Consider the following 23,769-nt stretch of genomic DNA (forward strand, 5'->3'; position numbering starts at 1 on the left):
CCACAACTCCATGATCGGCGGCTCAGTCGGACGACAGTTCCGGTCGGTGCGCCCGCCGCTCCGATGATCAAGGACGGTCAGCCGAGCAGCGGGAACCAGCCTGCCGCCTCGCCCAGCTCGAACCGGTCCCGGTCGGTCAGCGGCACCCGGCCGGTCGCCTTGAGCAGATACTCGTGGTCGTCCCAGCCGGCCGGCCGCACCGCCTCGTCCGGCAGAAGCCCGTCCATCGTGGTCACCGCCACCCGGGTCGGGTCGGCTGCGGGCAGCGGCGCGTCCGGCAGGTCCACCACCAGGTCCAGGTGGTGGATGACCGCCTCGGTGGTCAGGGTGGCGAGCAGATCGGGTACGCGCAGCACATGCCCCTGCGTGGTGACGTACCCGTCGGGGTCGGCGGCGGCGGCCGCCCGTGCGGCGGCGGGGGCGGTGTCGGACCAGAGCCGGACCACGCCGGTGGGCCGGTCGAACGCGGCGGCCGAGCGGCGGACCCACCAGGCGTGTCGCGCGCCGGCCTCGTCGTCCCCACCGGGGGTGAACCCGCGCCAGTAGCTGACGTCGTTCACGTCGGCCGGGCCGGGCACCGGGCTGGCCAGGGCGACGAGGGCGCGTTGGGCGTCACAGAGCACATGGAAGAGCAGGTCGGCGACGAGCCAGCCCCGGCAGCGGGTGGGCCGTTGCAGACCGGCGTCGTCGAGCGGGGTGACGACCGCGGTGATGCCGGCGTACGCCTGGGCCAGCGCCTCGTGCTGCCGGATCGGGCTCATGGGGTGCAGCCTGCCACGGCGCGCGCCGGCCGGCACGGTTAGGAGGGGCCCCCTCCTATCGCCCAGGCGTTAACAAGGGGCCCCTCCTTACACGTCAGTCGAAGAGTTCGCCGAGGAAGCCGTGCTTCTTCTTGCGGCGGTAGTGGCCGTGGTAGCCGTAGTGCTGCTGGCTGTGGCCGTACGCGGGCTGCGCGTACCCGTGGCCGGGCGGCGGCGGAGGAGGGGGCGGGGGGACGGCGCCGTAGCCGGGTTGGTGCGGTGCGGCGGCCGGTGGCGGCGGGGGCGGTGGGTAACCGGCGCCGGCGGGTGCGGCCTGCTGCGGGGCGCCGCCGTGCTGCCGGTTCCAGTTCGCCTCGGCCTCGAACAGCTTTTCGAGCTCGCCGCGGTCGAGGAAGATGCCACGGCATTCGCCGCACTGGTCGATGACTACGCCGCTGCGCTCGTACTGGCGCATCTCTCCACGGCATTTGGGACACGTGAGCTGCATGACAACGACGGTACCGGGTGTTTTCACGCGGTGGCGGTGAGAGCCTGCGTCACTTCGTCGTCGGAGACCTCGTGGAAGTCGTCGTAGTAGCCGCCGACGGCCACGAAGTCGGGCGGAATCTGGGCGCTGACCACCTGGTCGGCCTCGGTCGCGAGCATCTCGTACGCCTGCTCGGCGCCGACCGGGACGGCGACGAGCACGCGGGCGGCGCCGAGGTGACGGGCGACCTGGACGGCGGCGCGGGCGGTGGCGCCGGTGGCGAGCCCGTCGTCGACGATGACGGCGGTGCGGTCGGTCAGGTCCAGCGGGGGCCGGCCGTCACGGTAGCGCTGCTCACGGCGGTCCAGTTCGGCCTGTTCGCGGCGGCGGACCTGGGCGCGGTCGTTCTCGCTGATCCGGCCGGCGACCATGTCGTTGAGGACCTGCACGCCGCCGGGGCCGAGTGCCCCGTAGGCCACCTCGGGCGCCCAGGGCACGCCGAGCTTGCGGACGACCAGCACGTCGAGGGGGGNAGGACGATGACGTCGGGCCGGCCGGCGAGGTCGGTGAGTCGTTCGGCGAGGTCCCGTCCGGCCTCGTCCCGGTCGCGGTAGGTGGTCATGCCTCAGGTGTACGCCTTCCGGCCGCGTCGCGCGGGGTGGTTGCCGGGAATGCCGGCCGGCCGGTGGCCCGGGCGGAGGTTTCGGCGAGGGCCAGCGCGGGGGCGAGGACGAGCAGGGCGGCCGGGTAGAGCAGGTAGCCGAAGCGGGTGGAGGGCACCAGCAGGATCGCGGCGAGCAGCCCGTACCCGCAGATGCGGGCGGTGGCGGCGGCGGTGCGTGGCGGGTGGCGCAGCAGCCGGACGGCGATCGTCAGGCCGACCGCGACGAGCAGCGCGGCGGCGACCAACCGGCCGGCGGGGAGCGCCTCGGCGATCAGGTGGCCGGGGAAGGGTGACTGGGCGGGACTGCTGACGAGGCCGTGGCCGAGCGGGAAGCGCAGCACGTTCTCGACCAGGGCGTCGCGGTCGACGAGCAGGACCGGGAGCAGGGCGAGGACGGGCAGGCCGAGGGCGCCCAGGGCGGTTCGTGGCGCGGCGCGGCGGGTGGCTGCCCAGCAGACCAGCGCGATCGCCACCGGCCAGGCGAAGAGTTTCAGCGCGCCGGCGGCGCCGACCGCGAGGCCGGCGCGGCCGGGTCGGCCGGCGGCGGCGAGGGCGAGGGCGAGCAGGCAGAGCGAGAGTACGGGGAGGTCGTCGCCGCCGGTGGCGAGCGTGAGCGCGCAGACGGGCAGCACGGTGGCGGCCTGGACGGCGCGCAGCACGGCGTCGGTGCGGCGGGGCGTGGCTGCTCCGCCGGTGGTGCGCAGCGTGGTGACCAGGGCGGCGAGGGTGAGGGCGGTGGCGAGGGCGAACCAGACGCGGGCGTCGGTCCACCAGGCGTCGACGACGGCCCGGGGCAGTCCGAACAGCGCCATGCCGGGCTGGTAGGGGGTGTAGCCGAGGATCTGCTCGCCGGGTGGGAGGGCGGCGATCGCGTCGGGCCCGAGGTAGGGGGTGCCGTGCTCGGCGAGACGGGTGCCGGCGTGTTCGACCACGATCACCTCCTCCTGGGCCCGGTCGGTGCGTCCGCCGGCTCGCTGGACGCTCTGTACGACGACCGGGAGCAACGCGGTGGTGGCCCAGGTGAGCGCGGTGACCGCCCATCGGGCGGGCGGCCCGGCGAGCGGGGTGCCGGGGTGGCGGCGGCGGGCCAGGAGTTGGGTGGCCGCGGCGAGGGTGGCGAGGGCGTACCCGATGGTGGCGATCGCGCCCCAGGCCCGGTGCGGCGGCAGGGTGGAGGTGGCGGCGGTGATCGCGGCGAAGATCGTGGCGGCGGCGTAGAGGCCCAGGTCGAGGGGGAGGCCGCCGGCGGCGGTGTCGAGCGCCGACCAGCGGCGGGAGGTGGGGGTGGCCGGGTCGGCGGGAGCGGTCACGCGGGCCAGTCTGGCAGATCGGGGGTGTGACCCGGCCGGGTCAGGGCTGCCGGGGGTCGCCGGCGGAGGCGGCGGGACGGGTGCGGGTGCCGCCGCCTCGGCGGCCGGGCAGGCGGATGACGGCGCCGGCGTCGTGCAGCGGGGCGGCGAGCGTGCCGGGTCGGCCGCCGGCGCCCCGGCGGAGGGCGGCGAGCAGCGCGCCGGCGGCGAGCGGCCGGGCGAACAGGTGGCCCTGGCCGGCCGCGCAGCCCAACTCCCAGAGGGCACGGCGTTGGGGTTCGCTCTCCACGCCCTCGGCGACGACGGTGAGGTCGAGGCTGCGGCCCAGGTCGAGGGTGGAGCGGATGACGGCGGCGGCCTCGGGCGCGGTCTCCATGGCGTTGACGAAGCTGCGGTCGATCTTGAGTTCGTGGACCGGGATGCGGGAGAGCAGGGACAGCGAGGAGTAGCCGGTGCCGAAGTCGTCGAGGGCCAGTCGGACGCCCGAGTCGCGGAGTCGGCTGAGTACGCGGTCGACCACGTCGAGCTGGCTGAGGGTGAGCGTCTCGGTGAGTTCGAGCACGAGTCGGTCGGGTGGGAGGTCGTGTGCGCGCAGCCGGGCCAGCACGGCGCCGGGGAAGCGGGCGTCGAGGAGGCTGCGGGGCGACACGTTCACGGAGACCGGTAGGTCGAAGCCGGCGTCGCGCCAGGAGCCGGCCGCGATCAGCGCCTGGTCGAGGATCGCCTCGGCGAACGCGGGCAGCAGCCCGGAGCGTTCCACCGCTTCGAGGAAGCGCAGTGGGTCGATCATCCCGTGGGTGGGGTGGTGCCAGCGGGCCAGCGCCTCCGCGCCGATGGCCTCGCCGCTGGCGAGGTCGACGATGGGCTGGAAGTTGACGTTGAACTCGTGGTCGGCGACGGCCCGGGGCAGTTCGCCGCCGAGGGTGAGCCGGCTCAGGTCGGCGGTGTCGCGCGTCGGCGCGTACGTGGCGATCCGCTGGCCGGCGCGTTTGGCCTGGTACATCGCGACGTCGGCGCGGCGCAGCAGTTCGGTCATGCCGCCGGTGGCGGGGGCGACGGCGATGCCGCCGCTGGCTTCCACGCTGATCCGCATGCCGTCCAGGTCGAGCGGGTCGTGCAGGCCGGCGAGGAGGGCCTCGGCGCGGTGCGCGGCGACGGCCGGGGCGGGCAGGCCGCGTAGCAGCAGGGCGAACTCGTCGCCGCCGAGCCGGGCGACCAGGTCGTCGGGGCGGGCGGCGGCGCGTAGCCGCTGGGCGACCTGGATCAGCACCCGGTCACCGGCGCCGTGCCCGAGGGTGTCGTTGACCTCCTTGAAGTGGTTGAGGTCGATCAGCACCAGGGCGGTGACGCCGTCGGCGTGCCGGGCGGTGAGCTGGGCGGTGCCCTCGTCCAGCAGGTGCCGGCGGTTGGACAGGCCGGTGAGGGCGTCGTGGGTGGCGGCGTACGCGTGGGCGTCGGCGATGCGGGCGAGTTCGGCGTACGCCTGGGCGTTGCGCACCGCGGTGCAGAGCGCGGAGGCGAAGGTACGCAGGGTGTACTGCTCCCGCTCGGAGAGTTCGACCGGCCCGGCGAACCGTAGGCGCAGCATGCCGATGTCGACGGTCCGGTCGTGGCCTTCGAGGCGGCTGGTGAGCACCGATCCCTGGACCGTGCTGGGTTCGCCGGTCGGACCGCGGTAGGTGATGGCGCCGCCCACGCCGCGTACGACGCGGCCCTGCTCGCGTAGTTCGATCTCCACCTCGTCGGCGGAGAAGAGTTCGGTGGCCTGGGTGACCGCGGTGGTGAGCACCTGGTCGAGGTCGACCACGTTCAACGCGTCGGTGGTGCGGGCCAGTCGTTGCCAGGCTTCCCGTTCGGCGCGGCTGCGCAGGCGACTGGAGTAGGCCAGGTGCAGGCTCAGCACCAGGGGCGGGACGACGACCAGGAAGGTCGCGTTGGCGCGGAGGATGAGCAGCGTGCACAGGATCACCGAGAAGCGGGCGAGGACGCTCGCCAGTCGGAGGTCCACCTGTTCCCGGAACCGGTTGCGGATCGGGGTGCCGGTCGCGAAGGCGAGGACCGGGAAGGTGAGCAGTTCGTCGAGGACCACGACGGTCAGGTAGGCCAGCACCAGGGCGGGCAGTGACCGACCGATCGGGCCCGTCCAGGGCCAGGACCATCCGGCGATGGTGAGGACGAGGCCGCCGACGGCGGCCAGGGTCATCTCCTTGGCGATGCCGAAGGCGAGCTTGATGGGCGGTAGCCGGCCGATCAGTCGGGCGATCGCGACGCCGAGGCCGGTGGCGAGGACGACCCACGGCACGGGTGCGACCGCGAGGCCGATGACGGAGGCGGCGTCGGTCCAGGAAACACCATGGGTGGTGGCGCGAATGCGGATTCGTACATTGACGGTGGCGGCGACGGCGACGAGGAAGGTGATCGTGAGGGCGCTGGTGAGGTTCTTCTCCGTCACCAGGCCGCCGCTGCCGATCAGCCGGATACTGGCCAGGATGGCGATGCCGGCGGAAAACACGACGAGACCGACAAGCAGCATCAGCCGCCGATCGGTCCCATTGTCGCGTGCCTGGGCGCGTGTCACGTGGTCGCCTCCGGCGCACCCGGTTCGTCGCGGTGCGTGTACCCGTACTGTACGACCTGTCCAGGCGCCCGGGAAGTTCGCTTCACAGCCAGTCGTTGCCGCGCATCTGCTTCGCCCTTCGTTCGAGCTGCGGGCCGTTCACCGGCCCTCCGATACACGACATCTTATGGTCGATTCGGCAGCCTTGGTGCTATTAGATGTCCATATGCGCATATTGCGCCAATGAGGCTGCCTCTTGTTACGCCCTGTCTTTGCGTGAAGACTGAACGCTTATTCGGTCGGCCGTTCCAGTGGGATTATCGAGCCCGTCCTGACCGATGTCTGTAGTCGTTCGGTTCCCGCTTGCGTAACATGCGGCACGTCAACTGACAGAAAAAGCGCCGTCGCTCTCCGATACGTTTCGATCGGTGCGGCGGATCGGGCGCAACCTTACATAAGTGTGCAACGCGATGCCTATTCAATTGCATTCGACGATATCGACGTCACGCGGGCGGGAGCCGCGCGGCGTCGTACCCGACGGATAGGGTCGGACGGTGACCGAACCCGCGCAGCTCACCCACGTCGACCCGGCCGGTGCGGCCCGGATGGTCGACGTCTCCGCCAAGCCGGTCTCCGGCCGGCTCGCCGTCGCCGCCGGCCGACTCCGCACCACCGCCGAGGTGGTGGAGTTGCTGCGCCGCGACGGCCTGCCCAAGGGCGACGCGCTCGCGGTCGGCCGGATCGCCGGCATCATGGGGGCCAAGCGCACCCCCGACCTGATCCCGCTCTGCCACCCGATCGCACTGCACGCCGTCACGGTCGACCTGAGCCTCACCGCCGACACGGTGGAGATCACCGCGACCGCGCGGACCGCGGACCGCACCGGCGTGGAGATGGAGGCGCTCACCGCGGTGGCCGTCGCCGGGCTCGCCCTGGTCGACATGGTCAAGGCCGTCGACCCGGCCGCCTCGGTGGACGCCGTCCGGGTGCTCCGCAAGGAGGGCGGCAAGACCGGCGAGTGGGTCCGCCCGGAGGACCGGCCGTGATCCGGGCCCGGGTGATCGTCGCCTCGAATCGGGCTGCCGCCGGGGTCTACCAGGACACCAGCGGCCCGTTGCTCGTCGCCGGTCTGCGGGAGTTGGGCTGCACGGTCGACGAGCCGGTGGTGGTGCCGGACGGCGACCCGGTCGGCGAGGCGCTGCGCGCCGCCCGCGACGAGGGCGTCGACGTGGTGCTGACCAGCGGTGGCACCGGCATCACCCCGACCGACCGCACGCCCGAGGTGACCCGCGCGCTGCTCGACCACGAGATCCCCGGCATCGCCGAGGCGATCCGGGCGCACAGCCGTGACGCGGTGCCGACGGCCGCGCTCTCCCGGGGCCTGGCCGGGGTGGCCGGCCGGATGCTGGTGGTCAACCTGCCCGGCTCTCGGGGCGGGGCGCGCGACGGGCTCGCCGTCCTCGGGCCGATCCTGCGGCACGCGGTCGACCAGCTCCGCGGCGGTGACCACTGAGCCCGCGGGCCGGGTGCGCCGGCGTTAGGCTCGCCGGATGAGCACGGAAACCGAAGCCGCCGGCGTCGAGGTGGGCACGCCCCCGCCGGCCGGTTGGGAGGAGGCCCGCGCGCGGGTGTACGCGGTCGCTCTCTCCGCCGCGCTCCCCGTGGTGACCCGGCCGTTGGCCGACACCGACGGGCACACGCTGGCCGAGCCACTGACCACGCGGACCGACCTGCCCGCGTTCCCCACCTCCAGCGTGGACGGCTGGGCGGTGCGCGGGGCGGGGCCGTGGCAGATCACCGGGCGCGTGCTCGCCGGGCACACGCCACCCCCGTTGACCGCGGACGGCAGCACCGTGGAGATCGCCACCGGCGCGATGGTCCCCGAGGGCACCAGCGCGATCCTGCGGATCGAGGAGTCGACCCGGACGGCGGACGGACGGGTGGCCGGCACCCCCCGACCTCAGCCGGAGTGGCGCGAGCCGGGCGAGGAGGCGCACCTCGGCGAGGAGTTGTCGCCCGCCGGCACGCCGGTCGATCCGGCGGTGATCGGCCTGGCCGCCTCCTGCGGGCACGACACGCTGCGGGTCCGTCGCCCACCCCGGGCCGCGTTGCTGGTCTTCGGCGACGAACTGCTCACCGCGGGTCCGCCCGGGGCCGGTCGGGTCCGCGACGCGCTCGGCCCCTCGGTGCCGGCCTGGCTGCGCCGCTACGGCTGCCAGGTGCGCGCCGCCGACGTGGTCGGCCCGGTCGCCGACACCCTGCCCGCGCACGTCGCCGCGTTGCGCGGTGCGCTCACCACCGCCGACCTGGTCTGCACCACCGGGGGCACCATGCACGGTCCGGTCGACCACCTCCACCCGACGCTGGAGGCGCTCGGCGCCGACTACGTCGTCAACACGGTGGCGGTGCGCCCCGGCTTCCCGATGCTGCTCGCCCGACTGGTCGACGGCGACGGCCGGGTGCGCTTCGTGGCCGGTTTGCCCGGCAACCCGCAGTCCGCCGTAGTGGCGCTGGTCTCGCTGGTGGCACCCCTGATCGCCGGCCTCACCGGCCGGCCGATGCCCGTGCTGCCGCAGGTCACGCTGGCCGAGCCGGTCCCCGGGCGCGGTGAGTACACCCACCTCGCCCTGGCCCGGTGGGACCGGGTGGCCGGCACCGCCCACCCGGTGCGGCACGTCGGCTCCGCGATGCTGCGCGGCCTGGCCGGAGCGGACGGGTTCGCGGTGATCCGACCCGGCACCAGCGGAGCCGCCGGCGACCGGGTCCCCCTCGTACCGTTGCCGCTGTCTCCCGGGGAGCGCTCGTGAGCGCGAGGAGTGAGCCGGTTTTGCGAGCCCCGCAGTCGCGAACGGAAGGNCCGTGACGGCCCAGACGCGTGTGGTGCTTGGCTCGGTGACCGACCGGCCGCTCGACCTGGCCGCCCACGAGGCGGCGGTCGCCGACCGGCGGGCCGGCGCGGTGGTCTCCTTCCAGGGCGTGGTGCGGGACCACGACCACGGGCGGGCGGTCACCCGGCTGGAGTACGAGGGCCACCCGAGCGCCGAGGCGGTGCTGCGGGAGGTGGCCGACGAGATCGCCGCCGACCCGGCGGTGTTCGCGGTGGCGGTGTCGCACCGCATCGGCGCTTTGGAGATCGGTGACGTGGCGCTGGTCGCCGCCGTCAGCACCGCGCACCGGGCGGCGGCGTTCGCGGCCTGCGCCCGGTTGGTCGACGAGGTCAAGGCGCGGCTGCCGATCTGGAAACGGCAGGTCTTCGACGACGGCACCGAGGAGTGGGTGAACTGCCCCTGATCGGGCCCGTTCAGCGGCGGACGGCGAGCGGGGCCGTACGGGACAGCCGGTCGGGGTAGAACGCCGGCTCGGCGCCGGGACGCCAGGGCAGCGCCGCCACCAGCACGATCAGCGCGATGGCGAGGGAGTTCTCCATCAGCGCGCCGAACAGGCCGTCCTGGTAGTGGGACACCTCGGGGAGTTGGTGCTCGTACGGCCAGATCGGCGAGACCAGGAACAGCAGGTAGAGCCCGAGCGCGCCGGCGGCGTGCCGGAGCCCGGTCAGCGTCGGGTACCAGATCGGCGGGCGCAGCGCGGGCACCCCGTTCGCCGGTGGCAGCCCGCTGGCGCGTAACGGCAGGCCCCGGCTGGCGTCGCGGCGGCGTACCGCGGCGTCGGCGAGCACGATGATCGCCGGGATGACCCACACCAGGTGGTGCGACCAGGAGACCGGGCTGATCACGTTGGCGGTGAGCCCGACCAGGGTGAACGCGGTCAGTTCGTCGCCGTCGGCGCGGGCGCTCATCGCCCGGGACAGACCCAGCGCCAGCACCAGCACCGAGAAGGCGAGCCAGAGCAACCCGGGCGTCTCGATCGAGTCGTAGAGCCGGGCCAGCAGGCCGGCGAGGGACTGGTTGGCGGTCATGTCGGCCGCGCCGACCCGCTCGGTCTGCCACAACACGCTGGTGAAGTAGGTGCGCGACTCCCCGCCGACCACGCCGAACGTCGCGAGCGTCACCCCGACCGCGGTGCCGGTCGCGATCAACGCGGCCCGCCACTGCCGGGTGAACAGCAGATAGGCCACGAACAGCGCCGGGGTGAGTTTGACGGCGGTGGCGAGCCCGATGCCGACGCCGGCCCAGGCGCCGCCGTAGACGAAACGGGCCAGCGGCGACTCGGCGGTCTCGTGGTGGGTACCCCGCCGGGCCCGCCACCGCAGGCCCATCAGGTCCGCCATGATCAGTGCGAAGAGCAGCAGGTTGACCTGGCCGTAGCCGAGGGTCTCCCGGGACGGCTCGATGGCCGCGGCGAGCGGGGTGGCGATGCCGACGGTGAACCAGAGGGACCAGCCGAGTCGGTCCACGATGGGGCGGAGCAGTCCCGCCAGCACCACGGCGAGCGCGCCGATGCTGGCCAGCGCGTTGACGAACCCCGCCGCGTCCACCGGCAACCAGGCCATCGGCAGCATGACCAGGCCGGCGAAGGGCGGGTAGGTGAAGCCGAGGGTCGTCGAGGGGGAGATGAAGTCGTACAGGTCGTTGCCGCCCGCCCACCACAGCACGGCACCGTGGTAGATCTTCATGTCGAAGAAGTTGTACGGCCGGCCGAAGGCGCCGACGGCGAGCCATGCCGAGTACGAGACGGCGGCCACGAGGCCGACGCGGACGACGATCCGCCGGTCGATCCCGGCGACGACGCGGGGGATCGAAGCGAGGCGGTCCGTCCGTCCACCGACTGTCGTCGGCATGGCGTGACCACCCCCGTGCCAAGGTCGACGTGCCCGTCCAGGTCCAGAACGGAGCCTAGAACGGTGCCTCACGTCGCTGCCTCCCGCGTTACACGACCGTGTCCGATCCCACACGTGTTTTTGACATTTCCACCGTGTAAACGGATCTCGGATGGTTCAGGTGATTGGTGGCCTTGCGGGGGGTGGCGGCCGTACGGAGGTGCGGGGTCAGCCGGGGATGCGGCGCGCGGTCGCGGCGGAGCGTACGGCGATCCGCGCCTCCCGCCGCGCGGTGCGGACCGCGCGCTTGACCGACCGGCGCGAGTGGTGGATCCGGTGGCCGGCGCGCCAGCGCAGCCCCGGCTTGCCCTCGGTGTCCGCGGCGGCGAGGAGGAGCCCACCGAGCAGCCCGAGGTTCTTCAGGAAGTGGACCTGGTTGGCGTTGCGCGCCGCCGGGTCGTCGTCGGTCCAGAAGGGATGGCCGGCGGCGGTCGTCGGCAGCAGGGTGCCGGCGAGCACCAGCGCGGCCGGGCGGCTGAACCGGCCGGTGGCCAGCATCAGACCGCCGACCAGTTGGGCGGCGGCGTTGGCCCGGACGAGCGTCGTGGTGTCGGTCGGGATGCGCGGGTGCACGTTCCGAATCAGCGGAGCGACCCGGTCGGTGACCGGCTTCGCGGCGGGCACCACCCGTTCCGGGGCACGCAGGTTACGGGCGCCGCTGACCACGAAGATGCCACTCAACATGACTCGGGCGAGGGAGCGCACGGGCTTCATGGTTCCAGTCATACCCCGTCGCGGGCCCCGTCACCCCCGCAACACACGAAAGGGATCGACGTCCGTCCGGTATCGATTTCAGCGACCGTCGCGGATGGACCGGTTGCGTTGGGTAAGGTCGCGCGGGTGACGACGCTGCGACTGCGCCCGGAGGACCCGGCGGACGAGGCGCCGGTGGCCCGGGTGCTCGCCGCCGCGTTCGCCCGGCCCGACGTGACCGTTCCACCGGAGGTCGGCCTGGTCGAGGAGCTGCGGCACAGCGCCGCGTGGATCCCCGAGCTGGCCATGGTCGCCGAGTACGGCGGCGAGGTGGTGGGGTACGCGCTGCTCACCCGCGTGCGGGTACGCGCCGACGGGGGTGCCTGGCCGGCGCTGGCGCTCGGCCCGGTGGCGGTGGCCCGGCACCGGCAGCGCGTCGGGCACGGCACCGCGGTCGTGCAGGCGGCGCTGGACGCCGCCACGGAGTTGGGCGAGCGGCTGGTCGTGGTGCTGGGCGACCCGGCGTACTACCGGCGCTTCGGCTTCGGCCCGGCGGACCGGCTTGGGCTCACCAGCCCCTGGTCCGGCCTGGGGGAGCCGTGGCAGGCGCTGGTGCTGCCACCGTCCACCGGCGAGGAGCCCCCGCCCCCGGCCGGCGAGGTGGTCTTCCCGCCGCCCTGGTCCCGGGTCTGACCGCCGGCCGCCGCTCAGGCCGGCTGGGTGCGCAGGTAGCGGCCGAAGTGCGGGACGGTGAACGCCACCGTCCCCCGCTCGCCGGAGTAGATCAGCCCCTTCTTGATCAGTGCGTCCCGGGCCGGGGAGAGGCTGGCCGGTTTGCGACTGAGCGCCCGCGCGATCTCCGCGGTGGGCACCGCGGCATCCATGTCGTCCCGGCCCCCGCCCTCGCCGTCCACCAGGGAAAGGGTGGCCATCGCCCGCATGTACTCGCGTTCGGCCGGGGTCGCCCGCTCGAACCGCGAACCGAAGAAACCCACCGCCAGCTCCGCCTCCGCCTCGGGCGCGGCCACCCGGACGTCCGCCGCCGTGATCGGCGAGCGGGGCGCATGATCCCAGGTGGCTTTTCCGTACGCCTGGACGAAGTACGGGTAGCCACCGGACTTCTCGTAGAGCAGGTCGAGCGCCTTCTGCTCGTACTCGACCTCCTCCCGCTCGGCCGGCGCGCAGAGTGCCTGGTCGGCGGCGATCCGGTCCAGCCGGTCGATGCGCTGGTAGCGGTAGAGCCGCTCGGAGTACGACTTGGCGGCGCTCAGCACGGCCGGCAGGTGCGGCAGCCCGGCACCCACCACGATCAGTGGGGCCCCGAGCTGGGACAGCTCGTGGCAGGCGGCGCAGAGCGCGGAGACGTCCTCCGCGCCGACGTCCTGCATCTCGTCGATGAAGATCGCGATGCCGGTGCCCACGTCGGTGGCGACCGCCGCCGCGTCGCTGAGCAGTTCGACCAGGTCGATCTCGATGTCGCCGGAGTCGGCCCGGCCGCTGCTCGCCGGCACGTCGATGCCGGGTTGCCACCGGTCGCGCAGCTTCGGCGCGGCACCGGCCCGTCCGCCCGGCGCCGAGCGTTGCCCGAACGCCTTGAGTACGCCGAGGAAGCCGTCGATCCGGTCCGGGGCCCGATGCCGGGGGGCCAGCTCGCGCACCGCCATGTGCAGCGCGGCGGCGATCGGCCGACGCAGCGACTGGTCCGGTCGGGCTTCGATCTTGCCGGTGCCCCAGAGGTGGTTGATCGCCTCCGACCGGAGCGTGTTCAGCAGCACCGTCTTGCCCACTCCGCGCAGCCCGGTGAGCATCAGGCTGCGTTCCGGCCGCCCGCGCGCGATGCGCTCCAGCACCACGTCGAAGACGTCCAGTTCCCGCCCCCGCCCGGCGAGTTCGGGTGGGCGCTGACCTGCGCCGGGGGCGTACGGGTTGCGGACCGGATCCACGGCTCGCACATTATCGGCTCGTCTAGCGGGCGGGCTAGACGTGCGTAGAGGCGGATACCGCGTGTCGCTCTCGATCCGAAACTAGGGCTGTCTAGCGTGGATGCTAGACCGCCCTAGTTTCCCCTACCGGCCTCAGCGCCGCTTCAGGCACAGCACGAAGTCGAGCGTGTCCAACTCGCTGTTGAAGAAGTACCAGTCGGTGTAGCCGGCCACCTTGCCGCACTTCGTCTCGGCGTCCTTCTTGCCGCTGGTCGCGCCGTCGATCCGGCGCAGCACCTCGTACGTCTTCGGGCCGCAGTCGGCGATGACCAGCTTCGCCTGGCCGCCGTCGCCCTGGTTGGCGACGCACTGCCCCGCCTTGACGAAGCGCGGGTCGGTCGAGGAGGCCGGCGCCGCCGTCGTGGGCGGCACCTCCGCCGGGTCGCTCGGCGCCGCCGACGTCGGGTCCGCGGCCGGCGCGGTGGCGGGCGTCGGCCCGGCCGCCGGGGTCTTCTCGTCGCCACGACCGAGCAACCAGTACGCCCCGGCGCCGCCCAGCAGCACCGCCAGCACGATCACCACCGCCAGCAGCAGCGGTTTCCTGCTCCGCCGGGGCGATTCGGGCTGGGCGTACGGCGGCGGCTGGTCCGCGTACGCCGGCGGACCGGTGAGGTACGGCGGCTGGCCGGGGTGCGGCGGGTAGGGCGCGGCCGGCTGGTCCGGACCGGCGGTCCACCCGGGCGCCGGCTCGTAGCGCTGGGCGGGCGGCCCGTACTGCTGGGGTGGGCCGTACCCCTGCTGGGGTGGGCCGTACTGCTGGGGCGGGCCGTACTCGTCGGGTGGTCCGTACTCGTCGGGCGGGCCGTACCGCTGGGGTGGGCCGTACTGCTGGTGGGGTGGGCCGTCGTACTGCGGCCCGTGCTGCTGCGGCGGTGGGCCGTACTGCGGAGGCGGACCGTACTGCGGGCCGCCGGCGGGCGGCCCGTTCGGATCGGGGGCGTACCCGTCGTCGGGGCGTCGTCCCGCCCAGGGCTCGGGTGTGCCGCCCGGTGGTTCGAAGTTCGACATGAACGCCTCCTGCGTACGCCTTTGCTGAGAGGCCGGCCACCAACAGGGGACGCCGACGCCGTGGTCACCGTAGCGTGGTCCACCAATGAGCTCACGCCCCACGAACGCCACGGAGGTCGCCGGCGCCCCGGCGCCGCCGGCCCGCGCCGCTCTGATCTGGACCGCCTTGGCCGTCGTCTACGTGCTGTGGGGCTCGACCTACCTGGGCATCCGGGTCGCGGTCGAGTCCCTGCCGCCGCTCACCTCCGCCGCGATGCGGTTCGCCGCCGCCGCCGTGGTGCTCGCGCTGGTGCTGCGCCTGCGGCGCGGACCCGGGGCACTACGCGTGCCGGCGCGTCGACTCGGCGCGGCGGCGCTGGTCGGCGTGCTGTTGCTGGCCGGCGGCAACGGGCTGGTGGTGCTCGCCGAGTCCGGTCCGCCCGGCACCGCGGTGCCCTCCGGCGTCGCCGCGCTGCTGGTCGCCACCGTCCCGCTCCTGGTGGTGGTGCTGCGGACGGCCGGCGGGGACCGGCCCCGGCCGTGGACCTTCGCCGGCGTGGCGCTCGGCTTCGCCGGTCTCGTCCTGCTCGTGCTGCCCCGCGACGGCGTCGACGGGGTGCCGGTGGCCGGCGCGTTGACCGTGGTCGCGGCCGCCGCGAGCTGGTCGATCGGCTCGTACCTGGCCGGGCGGATCGCGATGCCCGCCGACCCCTTCGTCGCCACGGTGTACGAGATGGTGGCCGGCGCGGCGGTGCTCGCGGTGATCGCGGCCGGCCGCGGTGAGCTGCGCGACTTCGCCCCCACCGAGGTGACCGGGCGATCCTGGCTGGCGCTGGCGTACCTGATGGTGGCCGGCTCGCTGGTCGCCTTCACCGCGTACGTCTGGTTGCTCGCCCACGCCCCGATCTCGTTGGTCTCCACGTACGCGTACGTGAACCCGGCGGTCGCGGTGGCGCTCGGCGCGCTCCTCGTCGCCGAGCCGGTCACCGCGCAGGTGCTGCTCGGCGGCGTGGTCATCGTGGCCGGTGTGGCCGTGGTGGTGAGCACCGAACGCCCGCGCCGGCCGACGCCGGCAGCCGGTGGCGGGGCTGCCCATAGGCGGATCGGGCGGTAGCGTCCGGCCCGTGTCGGCGGTGCTGGTGGTGGGGGTGGCGCTCCTCGGCGCGCTGGCCGGTCGGGCCGCGCTGCCGACCGGCCGCCACGTCGTCGGCGGCCGCGCCGTTCCCGGCGGTGCTGCTCTTCCCGGCGGTGTCGCTCTCCCCGGCGGTGCTGCCGTTCCCGGTGCTGCCGTGTCGGGTGGCGCGGTTTCCGGTGCTGCCGCCCGTGGCGGTGCCGACCGGCGCACCGGTGGGTCTCGCGCCGTCTGGTCGACGTGCGCGCCGCCGCGCCGGTCCACCATGGTGGCGATCGGCGCCGTGGTGTTCGGCGGGTTGGCCGTCGCCCGCGGCACCGAACCCGTGCTGCCGGCCCTGCTGCTGGTCGCCGCCGTCGGGTTGGCCCTCACCGTGACCGACCTGACCACCCTGCGACTGCCCGACCCGTTGGTCGGCGTGGCGATGGTGGCCGGCGGTGCCGGCCTGGTCGGGACCGCGCTGGTCACCGGCGAACCGTGGCGCCTGACGACCGCCCTGGCCGGGGCCGGTCTCTCCCTCGTCGGCTACCTGCTGCTGGCGTTGCTGCCCGGCGCCCGGCTCGGCTTCGGCGACGTGAAGCTCGCCGCCGCGCTCGGGCTCCCGCTGGGCTGGCTCGGCTGGCCGACGCTGCGGCTCGGGCTGCTCCTCCCGCATGTGCTCGCCGGAGCGACGGTCCTCACGCTGCTCCTCACCGGCCGGGTACGCCGCGACACCCCGGTGCCGTTCGGCCCGGCGATCCTCGCCGGCGCCTGGCTCGCCGTCCTGCTCACCTGACGGCCGCACCCGCCCGCCCGCTGCCGCACCCGCCCGCCCGCTGCCGCACGCACCCGCCACCTGCACGCGCGCCGCTGCCTGCGTGTTAATAAGGGGCCCCGCCTATACCGAATGCGTTAATAGGGGGCCCCTCCTTTCACATCAAGCGGAGCTGGTGATCTCGGGGGCGGCGTGGCTCGGTCGCGCCGAGCCGGTCGAACAACGCCGGGTCGATCACGTCGAGGAACGGCGAGGGCCGGGTTTCCCGTTCCGTGCCGTGCCGGCTGCGCCGGGCGGTGTGGCTCACGTAGAGCCGGTCCTGTGCCCGGGTCAGGCCGACGAAGAAGAGCCGCCGCTCCTCCGCCACCGCGTCCTCGTCCGGTTCGGTGCCCGGCCACCGCAGCGGCAGCAGACCGTCCTCGACGCCGACCAGGAACACCACCGGGAACTCCAGCCCCTTGGCCGCGTGCAACGTGAGCAGCGTGACCGCCTCGGCGCGCGGGTCGAGCGCGTCCACCTCCGCGCCGGTCGCGAGCTGGTTCAGGAAGAGCCCGAGGTCGTCGTCGCAGCGCCGGGCCAGCGGGGTGAGCAGGTCCACGGCCGTGCGGACGTCGTCGGGGCGTACCGCGCCGGTGCCGTCGAGCGTCGGCACCGCGAAGCGTTCCGCCACCAGCCGACCGGCTTCGCGGACCCGGGCGGTCAGCGAGCCGTCGAGGCCGGCGTGGCGCAGCTCGCGGGCGATGGCCGCCACGCCGGGACGGTCGCGCAGCCGGTCGTGCGAGCGCTTCTGCACCGGGATGTTCGCCCGCGCCAGCGCGTCCACGATCGGCCCGGCCTGCGAGTCGGTGCGGTACAGCACGGCGATGTCGGAGAAGGAGAGCGAGGTCGCCCGCCCGTCGATCCGGCCCGAGTCGAGCGACCGGTGGGACAGGCCGCCGACCAGCTCGTCCACCGTGCGGACCACGAAGTCGGCCTCGTCGGAGACCGACGTCGCGGCGTACCGGCCGAGCAGCGGGGCCTCCGGGTCGAGACGGGCCGGGTCGAGACGGCGACCCCGGACCAGTGACGACGGCGCGATGGCCTGCACGGCGGCGGCCAGGATCGTCGCGGAGGAACGGTAGTTGCGGTTCAGCCGCACCAGCCGGGCGTCGGTGAAGTCCTGCGAGAAGCGCAGGAAGTAGCCGACGTCGGCGCCCCGGAACGAGTAGATCGCCTGGTCCGGGTCGCCGATGGCGCACAGGTTGCCGTCCGGCGGGCTGAGCAGTCGCAGCAGCTCGTACTGCACCGCGTCGACGTCCTGGTACTCGTCGACGAAGATCCACTTCCACCGCTCGCGGTACTCCCGGACCAGCTTGCGATCCCCCTTGAGCAGCGACACCGGCAGCGTGAGCAGCTCGTCCAGGTCGACCAGGTCCCGCTTGCGCAGCAGCGCCGCGTACCGTTCGTCGTCGTCACCGGCCTCCGCGCGGGCCGCCGTCCGGTCCGCGTCGTCGGCGATCCGGAAGTCCGCCGGGAGCCCGGCGGCAGCCGCGTTCTCCCGCAGCACGGTCAGCCCGAGCGAGTGGAACGTACCCACCGTGACGTCCTCGGCGACCGGTCCGAGCAGCCCGTCCAGTCGGTGCCGCAGCTCCTCGGCCGCCCGCCGGGTGAACGTGATCGCCAGGCACTGGTCCGGGAAGACGTTCAGCTCCGCGCAGAGGTAGGCGATCCGGTGGGTGAGCGTCCGGGTCTTGCCGGTGCCCGGGCCGGCCACGATGAGCAGCGGACCACCGGGCGCGGAGGCGGCCACCCGCTGCATCGCGTCCAGCCGGTCGAGCAGACCGGTGCCGACCTCCTCCATGCCGGCGAGCATCGGCTCGAACGGCTCGTGCGGCGAAGGCTGCGGCGCGATCGGTGGCGCCGGGGGCGTGCGCTTCGGCTCCGGCCGGGCCGCCGTCGGGCGCTTGGCCTTCGGCTTCGGCGGCGGCTCCGCGGGCCGCCGCTGCGCGGGCACGGGTACGTCGAAGAGCGCGTCCTGCCCGCCGCCACCGCCCCCGACGCCCAGCTCCGCCGGGTCGAAGAGCGTGATCACGCCGTACTCGCCGTCGTAGCCCGGCACCCGGCGCACGTCGCCGCGGCGCAGCCGGCCGATGCCCTCCGCGAGCAGTTCGCCGCCGACCCGCCCGATCTCCTCCACCGGGGTACGGGTCAGGATCTCCAACTCCGGGCCGAGCGCCGCGATCAGCTCGTTGAGCTTGCCCTCGACCTTCTTCGACCGCGGGCCGACCCGGTTGAGTTCACCGAGGATCTCGGCCAGCGGCACCAGGTGGGCCACCTCGCGGGCGTGTGCGGGCCGGTGCCCCACTGGACGGTCGGCCAGCTCCTCGACCCGGCTCAACACGCCGACGGTCAGCGGCTTGCCGCACTCCGGGCAGCGCCCGCCCGCCTCGCGGGTCCGCTCCGGCGACCAGTTCACCCCGCAGACCCGGTGCCCGTCGGCGTGGTACTTGCCCTCCTCCGGGAAGAACTCGACCGTCCCGGCGAGCCCGTTCCCGGTGCGCAGCGCCTCGCGGATCGCGAAGTAGTCGCGGTCCGCGGTGAGGACGGTCGCCTCCCGGGCCAGCGCCGGTGGCGAGTGAGCGTCCGAATTGGACACCAACTGGTAGCGGTCCAGGCTGCCGACCCGCCAGTTCATCTCCGGGTCGGAGGAGAGGCCGGTCTCCACGGCGAAGATGTGGTCGGCCAGGTCGGCGTAGCAGTCGGCGATCGCGTCGAAGCCCGACTTCGAGCCCAGCGCGGAGAACCAGGGGGTCCAGATGTGTGCCGGCACCAGGAAGCCGTCCGGACTGGCCTCCAGCGTGATCTCCAACAGGTCGCGCGAGTCCAGCCCGAGGATCGGCCGTCCGTCCGAACCGAGGTTGCCGATCCGGCCCAGCGCGGTGTTGAAGCGGCCCACCGCGTCCAGGTCCGGCAGGTAGATCAGGTGGTGCACCTTGCGGGTTCGGTCGTCCCGCTTGTAGATGGTGGAGATCTCCACGCTCAACATGAACCGGACCGGGTCCGCCTCCGCCTCGCTGGCCAGCCGGGGCGGCAGCCGCCGGGCGATGTCCCGCTCGGCCTCCGGTGACAGCCGGTAGAGGCCCGGCTCGGCCGGGTGCAGCGTCTCGCGCAGGTGGTCGTACCAGGCGGGGTGGGTGAAATCGCCGGTGCCGAGCACCCCGATGCCCTTGCGCCGGGCCCACCAGCCGAGGTTCGGCAGGGTCAGGTCGCGGCTGCACGCGCGGGAGTACTTCGAGTGGATGTGCAGATCCGCGACGTAGGGCGGGAGGCCACCGGGGGATGCGGCGCTGAACGGAGGCACGCCGCATCCTGTCATGCCGCATCCCTTGCCCGCCCGCCGCCACGCGTACGCGTGACCTGAGCGATGCGGTGCTGGACGCGGCGGGCCGGGTGCGCTACGGCGTGCGCAGTTCGACCAACGTCACCTGGGGTGGGGCGCCGACCCGCACCGGCGGACCCCAGAAGCCGGCCCCGTTGGTCACGTAGACCTTCGTGCCGTCCACCTCGCCCAGGCCGGAGACGACCGGCTGTTCGAGCTTCACCGCCAGGTTGAACGGCACCATCTGGCCGCCGTGGGTGTGCCCGGAGAGTTGGAGGTCGACGCCGAACTTCGCCGCCTCGTGCGCGGCCACCGGCTGGTGGGCCAGCAGCACCACCGGACGGCTGGGGTCGCGGTCGCCGAGCGCGGCGGCGTAGTCGGCGGGCGCGGCCAGCCCGGTGCCGGCGGCACTGACGTCGTTGACCCCGGCCAGGTCCAGCACCCCGCCCCCGGCCCGGATCTCCTGCCGCTCGTTCTGCAGCACCCGCAGGCCGAGCCGGTCGACCTCGCGGACCCACTCCTCCACCCCGGAGTAATACTCGTGGTTGCCGGTGACGAAAAAGCTGCCGTACCGGGAGCGCAGGCCACGCAACGGTTCGGCCGCCGTGCCCAGCTCGGCCACCGTGCCGTCGACCAGGTCGCCGACCACCGCCACCAGGTCGGCGTCGAGTCGGTTGATCATGGCGACGATCCGCTCGGTGTGCGCCCGGCCGCGCAGCGGCCCGAGGTGGATGTCGGAGACGGTGGCGATCCGTAGCCCGTCCATGCTCCGGGGGAGCTTGGCCAGCGGGATCCGCACCCGGTCCAGTCGAGGCGGACCCATCGCGGTGCGGACGCCGTACCCGGTGATGCCGGCGGCCGTGATCCCGGCGAAGATCGCCGCGCCGCGCGCGAGCAGCAGGCGGCGGTCCGGGTCGTGGTCCGCCTCGGCACCGGCCGGCGGTGTGTCGGCGGCCTTACCGGCCCCGGGGGCCTCTCCGGCCTCGGCCGCCTTTCCGGCTTCGGCGGCCCTGTCCGCCGGTGCGGTCTCGTCGATCTCGACGGTCCCACCGGTGCGGGACGGCGCACCGCCGGTGCTGATCAGCGCCGGCTCGGGCTGCCCCGCGGCCGTGGCCGTCCGGGTGCGGCGGCGCAGGCCGAGCCGAACCACCGCGGTCGGCACCTCGAGTACCAGCAGCAGCACCAGCAGGTAGAACATCAGGGCCAGCCACAGGTAGCCCGGCCAGGCCAGCCAGTACCAGCCGTTGCGCGTGCCGGCGAGCGTCACGGGGACGAGCACCGCGAGCAGGACCACCGCCACCCCGCCGGCCCGGCGCCACCGCCCCGGCCGGGTGGTGTCCCGGACCAGCCGCTTCCACAGATAGAGGTGGATCAGGCCGATGACGAGCAGGACGAAGCCCAGGAATGTCGCCGTCGCCAGCACGTCGGGCCTCCCTCAGCCGCCCGCGAAGGGCGGCAGCACGTCCACCGTCACTCCAGCCGGCAACGGTGTCTGACGATCATGACAGGCGACGCCGTCGACCAGGTAACTCGCCGCCTTCAGCACCACGGCCAGCCGCTCGCCGTGGCGGGCGGCCAGGTCGTCGAGGAGTTCGTCCAGTGACCGGCCGGCGGATGCGGTCTCCTCGGCCCGGCCGGCGGCGGCGCGTGCACCGGCGAAATAGCGGACGGTCAGCTGCACCGTCATCCTCCGATCGCGGACATCGACCGCGCGGGTTGCAGGAAGCTCGGGTCGTCGATGCCGTGCCCGGCCCGCTTGCCCCACATCGCGGCCTGCCAGCGCCGGGCCAGGTCCTCGTCGTCGGCGCCGGCCCGCAACGCGCCACGCAGGTCGGACTCCTCGGTGGCGAAGAGACAGTTGCGTACCTGGCCGTCGGCCGTGAGCCGGGTGCGGTCGCAGTCGCCGCAGAACGGCCGGGTCACGCTGGCGATCACCCCGACCCGGGCCGGTCCCCCGTCCACCAGCCAGGTCTCGGCCGGGGCGGCACCCCGCTCGGCCGAATCGGGGCGCAGGTCGAAGGCGGTGCGCAGGGCCGCCAGGATCTCGTCGGCGGTGACCATGGCGGCGCGGTCCCAGCCGTGCTGGGCGTCCAACGGCATCTGCTCGATGAACCGCAGTTCGTAGCCGTGCGCCAGGGCGAACCGGAGCAGCTCCGGGGCCTCGTCGTCGTTGACCCCGCGCATCAGCACGGCGTTGATCTTCACCGGGGTCAACCCGGCCGCCGCCGCGCCGGCCAGTCCGGCGAGCACGTCGGCGTGCCGGTCGCGTCGGGTCAACGCGGCGAAGCGGGCGCCATCCAGCGTGTCCAGCGAGACGTTGACCCGGTCCAGCCCGGCGGCGCGCAACGCCGGCGCGAGACGGGCCAGGCCGATGCCGTTGGTGGTCAGCGAGATGCGGGGCCGGGGCGACAGCGCGGCGACGGCCGACACGATGCCGGGCAGCCCGGGCCGGATGAGCGGCTCACCGCCGGTGAAGCGCACCTCGGTGACGCCGAGCCGCCGCACCGCGACGCCGACCAGCCGGACGATCTCGGCGTCGGTGAGCAGTTGCGGACCGGCCAGCCAGGGCAGGCCCTCAGCCGGCATGCAGTAGGTGCAACGCAGGTTGCACTTGTCGGTCAGCGAGACCCGCAGGTCCCGGGCGACGCGGCCGTAGCGGTCGGCGAGGACCCCGTCGGCCGTCGTCCGGGGGGCGGTCATCCGTCGACCGTAGCGCGCCGGGAGCCCGCCAGCGCGGCGCGGGCGGCAGCGACCACCGCATCCGCGTACGCCGGGCCGAAGATCGCGGTGTGCACCAGCAGCAGGTGCAACTGATGCAGCGGCACCCGCTCACGCCAGCCGTCGGCCAACGGCCAGGCCTCCTGGTAGGCGTCGAGGACCCGGTCCAGGTGCGGCGCGCCGCCGAAGAGGGAGAGCTGCGCCAGGTCGGTCTCCCGGTGGCCGCCGTGCGCGGCCGGGTCGACCAACCAGACCCGATCGTCGGCGCCCCAGAGCAGGTTGCCGGGCCACAGGTCGCCGTGTACGCGGGCCGGCGGCTCATCGCCGCCGAAATCGCCGATCCGGTCGACGACCCGCTCGACCACGGCCGCCGCCTCCCCGGCGAGCGCGCCGCCGTCGACCGACATCCGCAGGTATGGCAGCAGGCGACACCGGGCGAACCAGGCCGGCCATGGCCCGGGATCGGGCGTGTTGTCCTGCGGGAGAGACCCGATGAACCCGGCCCACCGGGCACCGAACGCGGGTGCGCCGGCCCGGTGCAGCCCGGCCAGCCCACGGCCGAACGCCTCCGCGGCCTCCGGGGTCGGCTCGCCCGGCTCCACCCAGTCGAGCGCGAGCAGCTCCGGCAGCGCGACCAGCACCTCCGGCACCGGCACCGTGCCGGCCTCGCGCAGCCACCGCAGGCCGGCCGCCTCGGTGGCGAAGAAGTCGTCCGGTGCCGGCCGCGCCGACCGCTCCGGCCAGCTCTTGGCGAACACGGAGTGCCCGTCGTCGAGAGTGAGGCGGGAGGCGGCACAGATGCTGCCACCGGAGACCGGCGTCTCCCGGATCCGCTGGTGGGTCAGGAAGGTCGGCAGGTGCTCCGGGTGTGCCCGCAGGTACGCCAGGTCCATGAGCGCAAGGTAGCCGGTGGCTGGGACATCCGGTGGCCGTGTCCTCACCGCGACGGTCGCCGTACGCGCCCCACCTGCACCAATACTCTCCGTATCTGTGGATGGACCGCGTGTCGTCCACAGGGTCGGACGCGACGGCCGGCGGACACGCACGCTCCCGGCATGAACTCCACCGAGCGCCCACGCCTCTCCGTCCGCTCCCCGGCCGACCTCGTCGCCGCCGTGCCCTACCTGCTCGGCTTCCATCCGGCCGACAGCGTCGTGGTGGTCGCGGTGCGTGGGCAGCGCGTGGTCTTCGCCGCCCGTGGGGACCTGCCCGAACCGGGCACCGACCCCGGTCCGGCGGCCGGACATCTGGCGCAGGTGGTGGCGCGGCAGGACGCCGACGCCGCGACGGTCATCGGCTACGGCCCCGCGGCCCGGGTCACCGGCCCCGTGGACGCGGTCGGCGGGGCGCTCGACGCGGCGGGCCTGATCGTCCTCGACGCCCTGCGGGTGACCGAGGGCCGCTGGTGGTCCTATCTCTGCGACGAGCCGGCCTGCTGCCCGGCCGAGGGCACCCCGTACGACCTGACCGCCAGCCAGGTCAGCGCCGCTGCCGTCTTCGCCGGTCAGGTGGCCCTGCCGGACCGGGCCGCGCTGGCCGCGCAGGTGGCGCCGCTCGACGGCCCGGTCCGGCTCGCCATGCGCCGGGCGACCGGCCGCGCCCGTCACCGG

At 74.1% G+C, this 23,769-nt stretch carries 21 protein-coding genes and 1 pseudogene; 8 read left to right on the forward strand and 14 right to left on the reverse strand.

Features of this window, described 5'->3' with window-relative positions; genetic code table 11:
• Positions 1–77: 77 nt before the first annotated feature.
• From B1205_RS07175 to B1205_RS07195, 5 genes and pseudogenes are all read right to left on the reverse strand, one after another.
• The gene (locus B1205_RS07175) at positions 78–761 is read right to left on the reverse strand and encodes a maleylpyruvate isomerase N-terminal domain-containing protein (protein WP_089154975.1); all 684 of its coding nucleotides are present in this window, start codon (positions 759–761) and stop codon (positions 78–80) included.
• Positions 762–855: 94 nt separating this feature from the next.
• Positions 856–1,248: a TFIIB-type zinc ribbon-containing protein gene (locus tag B1205_RS07180; protein ID WP_089154846.1), complete on the reverse strand. Its 393-nt coding sequence runs from the start codon at positions 1,246–1,248 to the stop codon at positions 856–858.
• A 23-nt stretch (positions 1,249–1,271) separates the two neighbouring features.
• A pseudogene (locus B1205_RS07185) lies at positions 1,272–1,849 on the reverse strand (phosphoribosyltransferase).
• Positions 1,846–3,201 carry a glycosyltransferase 87 family protein gene (locus B1205_RS07190; protein WP_089154847.1) on the reverse strand — a complete coding sequence of 452 codons (1,356 nt, stop codon included), beginning with the start codon at positions 3,199–3,201 and terminating at the stop codon, positions 1,846–1,848. The pseudogene B1205_RS07185 and the gene B1205_RS07190 overlap by 4 nt, the downstream one beginning before the upstream one ends.
• Positions 3,202–3,241: 40 nt before the next feature.
• A complete protein-coding gene (locus tag B1205_RS07195; protein ID WP_089154848.1) occupies positions 3,242–5,734 on the reverse strand; it encodes a putative bifunctional diguanylate cyclase/phosphodiesterase in 2,493 nt (830 codons plus the stop codon).
• 578 nt (positions 5,735–6,312) lie between these two features.
• Between B1205_RS07195 and moaC the strand changes: the two genes are divergently transcribed.
• From moaC to B1205_RS07215, 4 genes are all read left to right on the forward strand, one after another.
• Complete coding sequence (gene moaC, locus B1205_RS07200; RefSeq protein ID WP_089154849.1) at positions 6,313–6,804, forward strand: cyclic pyranopterin monophosphate synthase MoaC; 492 nt, start codon at positions 6,313–6,315, stop codon at positions 6,802–6,804.
• A complete protein-coding gene (locus B1205_RS07205) occupies positions 6,801–7,271 on the forward strand; it encodes a MogA/MoaB family molybdenum cofactor biosynthesis protein (protein ID WP_089154976.1) in 471 nt (156 codons plus the stop codon). The genes moaC and B1205_RS07205 overlap by 4 nt, the downstream gene beginning before the upstream one ends.
• A 37-nt stretch (positions 7,272–7,308) precedes the next feature.
• Positions 7,309–8,565, forward strand: a complete 1,257-nt coding sequence (locus B1205_RS07210) for a molybdopterin molybdotransferase MoeA (RefSeq protein ID WP_089154850.1) — start codon at positions 7,309–7,311, stop codon at positions 8,563–8,565.
• 52 nt (positions 8,566–8,617) lie between these two features.
• A complete protein-coding gene (locus B1205_RS07215; protein ID WP_089154851.1) occupies positions 8,618–9,049 on the forward strand; it encodes a molybdenum cofactor biosynthesis protein MoaE in 432 nt (143 codons plus the stop codon).
• 10 nt (positions 9,050–9,059) lie between these two features.
• Here the strand turns inward: B1205_RS07215 and B1205_RS07220 are convergent, their stop codons facing one another.
• Both B1205_RS07220 and B1205_RS07225 read right to left on the reverse strand, forming a co-directional pair.
• Positions 9,060–10,496 carry a glycosyltransferase 87 family protein gene (locus B1205_RS07220; protein WP_089154852.1) on the reverse strand — a complete coding sequence of 479 codons (1,437 nt, stop codon included), beginning with the start codon at positions 10,494–10,496 and terminating at the stop codon, positions 9,060–9,062.
• A 207-nt stretch (positions 10,497–10,703) separates the two neighbouring features.
• On the reverse strand, positions 10,704–11,249 hold the full coding sequence (locus tag B1205_RS07225; protein WP_089154853.1) for a DoxX family protein: 546 nt from the start codon (positions 11,247–11,249) through the stop codon (positions 10,704–10,706).
• Positions 11,250–11,375: 126 nt separating this feature from the next.
• Between B1205_RS07225 and B1205_RS07230 the strand changes: the two genes are divergently transcribed.
• Positions 11,376–11,921 (forward strand): GNAT family N-acetyltransferase, encoded by a 546-nt coding sequence (locus B1205_RS07230; protein ID WP_089154854.1) that lies wholly within the window; start codon positions 11,376–11,378, stop codon positions 11,919–11,921.
• Positions 11,922–11,935: 14 nt separating this feature from the next.
• Here the strand turns inward: B1205_RS07230 and B1205_RS07235 are convergent, their stop codons facing one another.
• Both B1205_RS07235 and B1205_RS07240 read right to left on the reverse strand, forming a co-directional pair.
• Positions 11,936–13,171, reverse strand: a complete 1,236-nt coding sequence (locus B1205_RS07235; RefSeq protein WP_089154855.1) for an ATP-binding protein — start codon at positions 13,169–13,171, stop codon at positions 11,936–11,938.
• A 132-nt stretch (positions 13,172–13,303) separates the two neighbouring features.
• Entirely contained in the window at positions 13,304–14,218 is a 915-nt protein-coding gene (locus B1205_RS07240) for an LppU/SCO3897 family protein (RefSeq protein WP_089154856.1), read from the reverse strand.
• Between the two features lie 85 nt (positions 14,219–14,303).
• Here B1205_RS07240 and B1205_RS07245 point away from each other — a divergent pair, with 85 nt between their 5' ends.
• Together B1205_RS07245 and B1205_RS07250 are read left to right on the forward strand one after the other, a co-directional pair.
• Complete coding sequence (locus B1205_RS07245) at positions 14,304–15,311, forward strand: EamA family transporter (RefSeq protein ID WP_089154857.1); 1,008 nt, start codon at positions 14,304–14,306, stop codon at positions 15,309–15,311.
• Between the two features lie 10 nt (positions 15,312–15,321).
• Positions 15,322–16,104, forward strand: coding sequence for a prepilin peptidase (locus B1205_RS07250; protein ID WP_254909767.1), 783 nt, complete (start codon positions 15,322–15,324; stop codon positions 16,102–16,104).
• Positions 16,105–16,240: 136 nt separating this feature from the next.
• On the opposite strand, the gene B1205_RS07255 is transcribed toward B1205_RS07250, so the two are convergent.
• From B1205_RS07255 to B1205_RS07275, 5 genes are all read right to left on the reverse strand, one after another.
• On the reverse strand, positions 16,241–19,423 hold the full coding sequence (locus B1205_RS07255) for a UvrD-helicase domain-containing protein (RefSeq protein WP_089154858.1): 3,183 nt from the start codon (positions 19,421–19,423) through the stop codon (positions 16,241–16,243).
• Positions 19,424–19,517: 94 nt separating this feature from the next.
• Positions 19,518–20,864, reverse strand: coding sequence for a metallophosphoesterase (locus B1205_RS07260; RefSeq protein ID WP_089154859.1), 1,347 nt, complete (start codon positions 20,862–20,864; stop codon positions 19,518–19,520).
• 12 nt (positions 20,865–20,876) lie between these two features.
• Complete coding sequence (locus B1205_RS07265; protein ID WP_176308454.1) at positions 20,877–21,128, reverse strand: MoaD/ThiS family protein; 252 nt, start codon at positions 21,126–21,128, stop codon at positions 20,877–20,879.
• Positions 21,125–22,141 (reverse strand): GTP 3',8-cyclase MoaA, encoded by a 1,017-nt coding sequence (moaA, locus tag B1205_RS07270; protein ID WP_089154860.1) that lies wholly within the window; start codon positions 22,139–22,141, stop codon positions 21,125–21,127. The genes B1205_RS07265 and moaA overlap by 4 nt, the downstream gene beginning before the upstream one ends.
• Complete coding sequence (locus B1205_RS07275; RefSeq protein ID WP_089154861.1) at positions 22,138–23,052, reverse strand: fructosamine kinase family protein; 915 nt, start codon at positions 23,050–23,052, stop codon at positions 22,138–22,140. Before B1205_RS07275 ends, moaA begins: the two co-directional genes overlap by 4 nt.
• 162 nt (positions 23,053–23,214) lie before the next feature.
• Between B1205_RS07275 and B1205_RS31015 the strand changes: the two genes are divergently transcribed.
• Positions 23,215–23,769, forward strand: a 555-nt coding sequence (locus tag B1205_RS31015; RefSeq protein WP_254909768.1) for a DUF4192 domain-containing protein, incomplete at its 3' end; no start/stop codon positions are given.

The sequence above is a fragment of the Micromonospora sp. NBS 11-29 genome, assembly GCF_002140155.1.
GTDB lineage: Bacteria > Actinomycetota > Actinomycetes > Mycobacteriales > Micromonosporaceae > Micromonospora.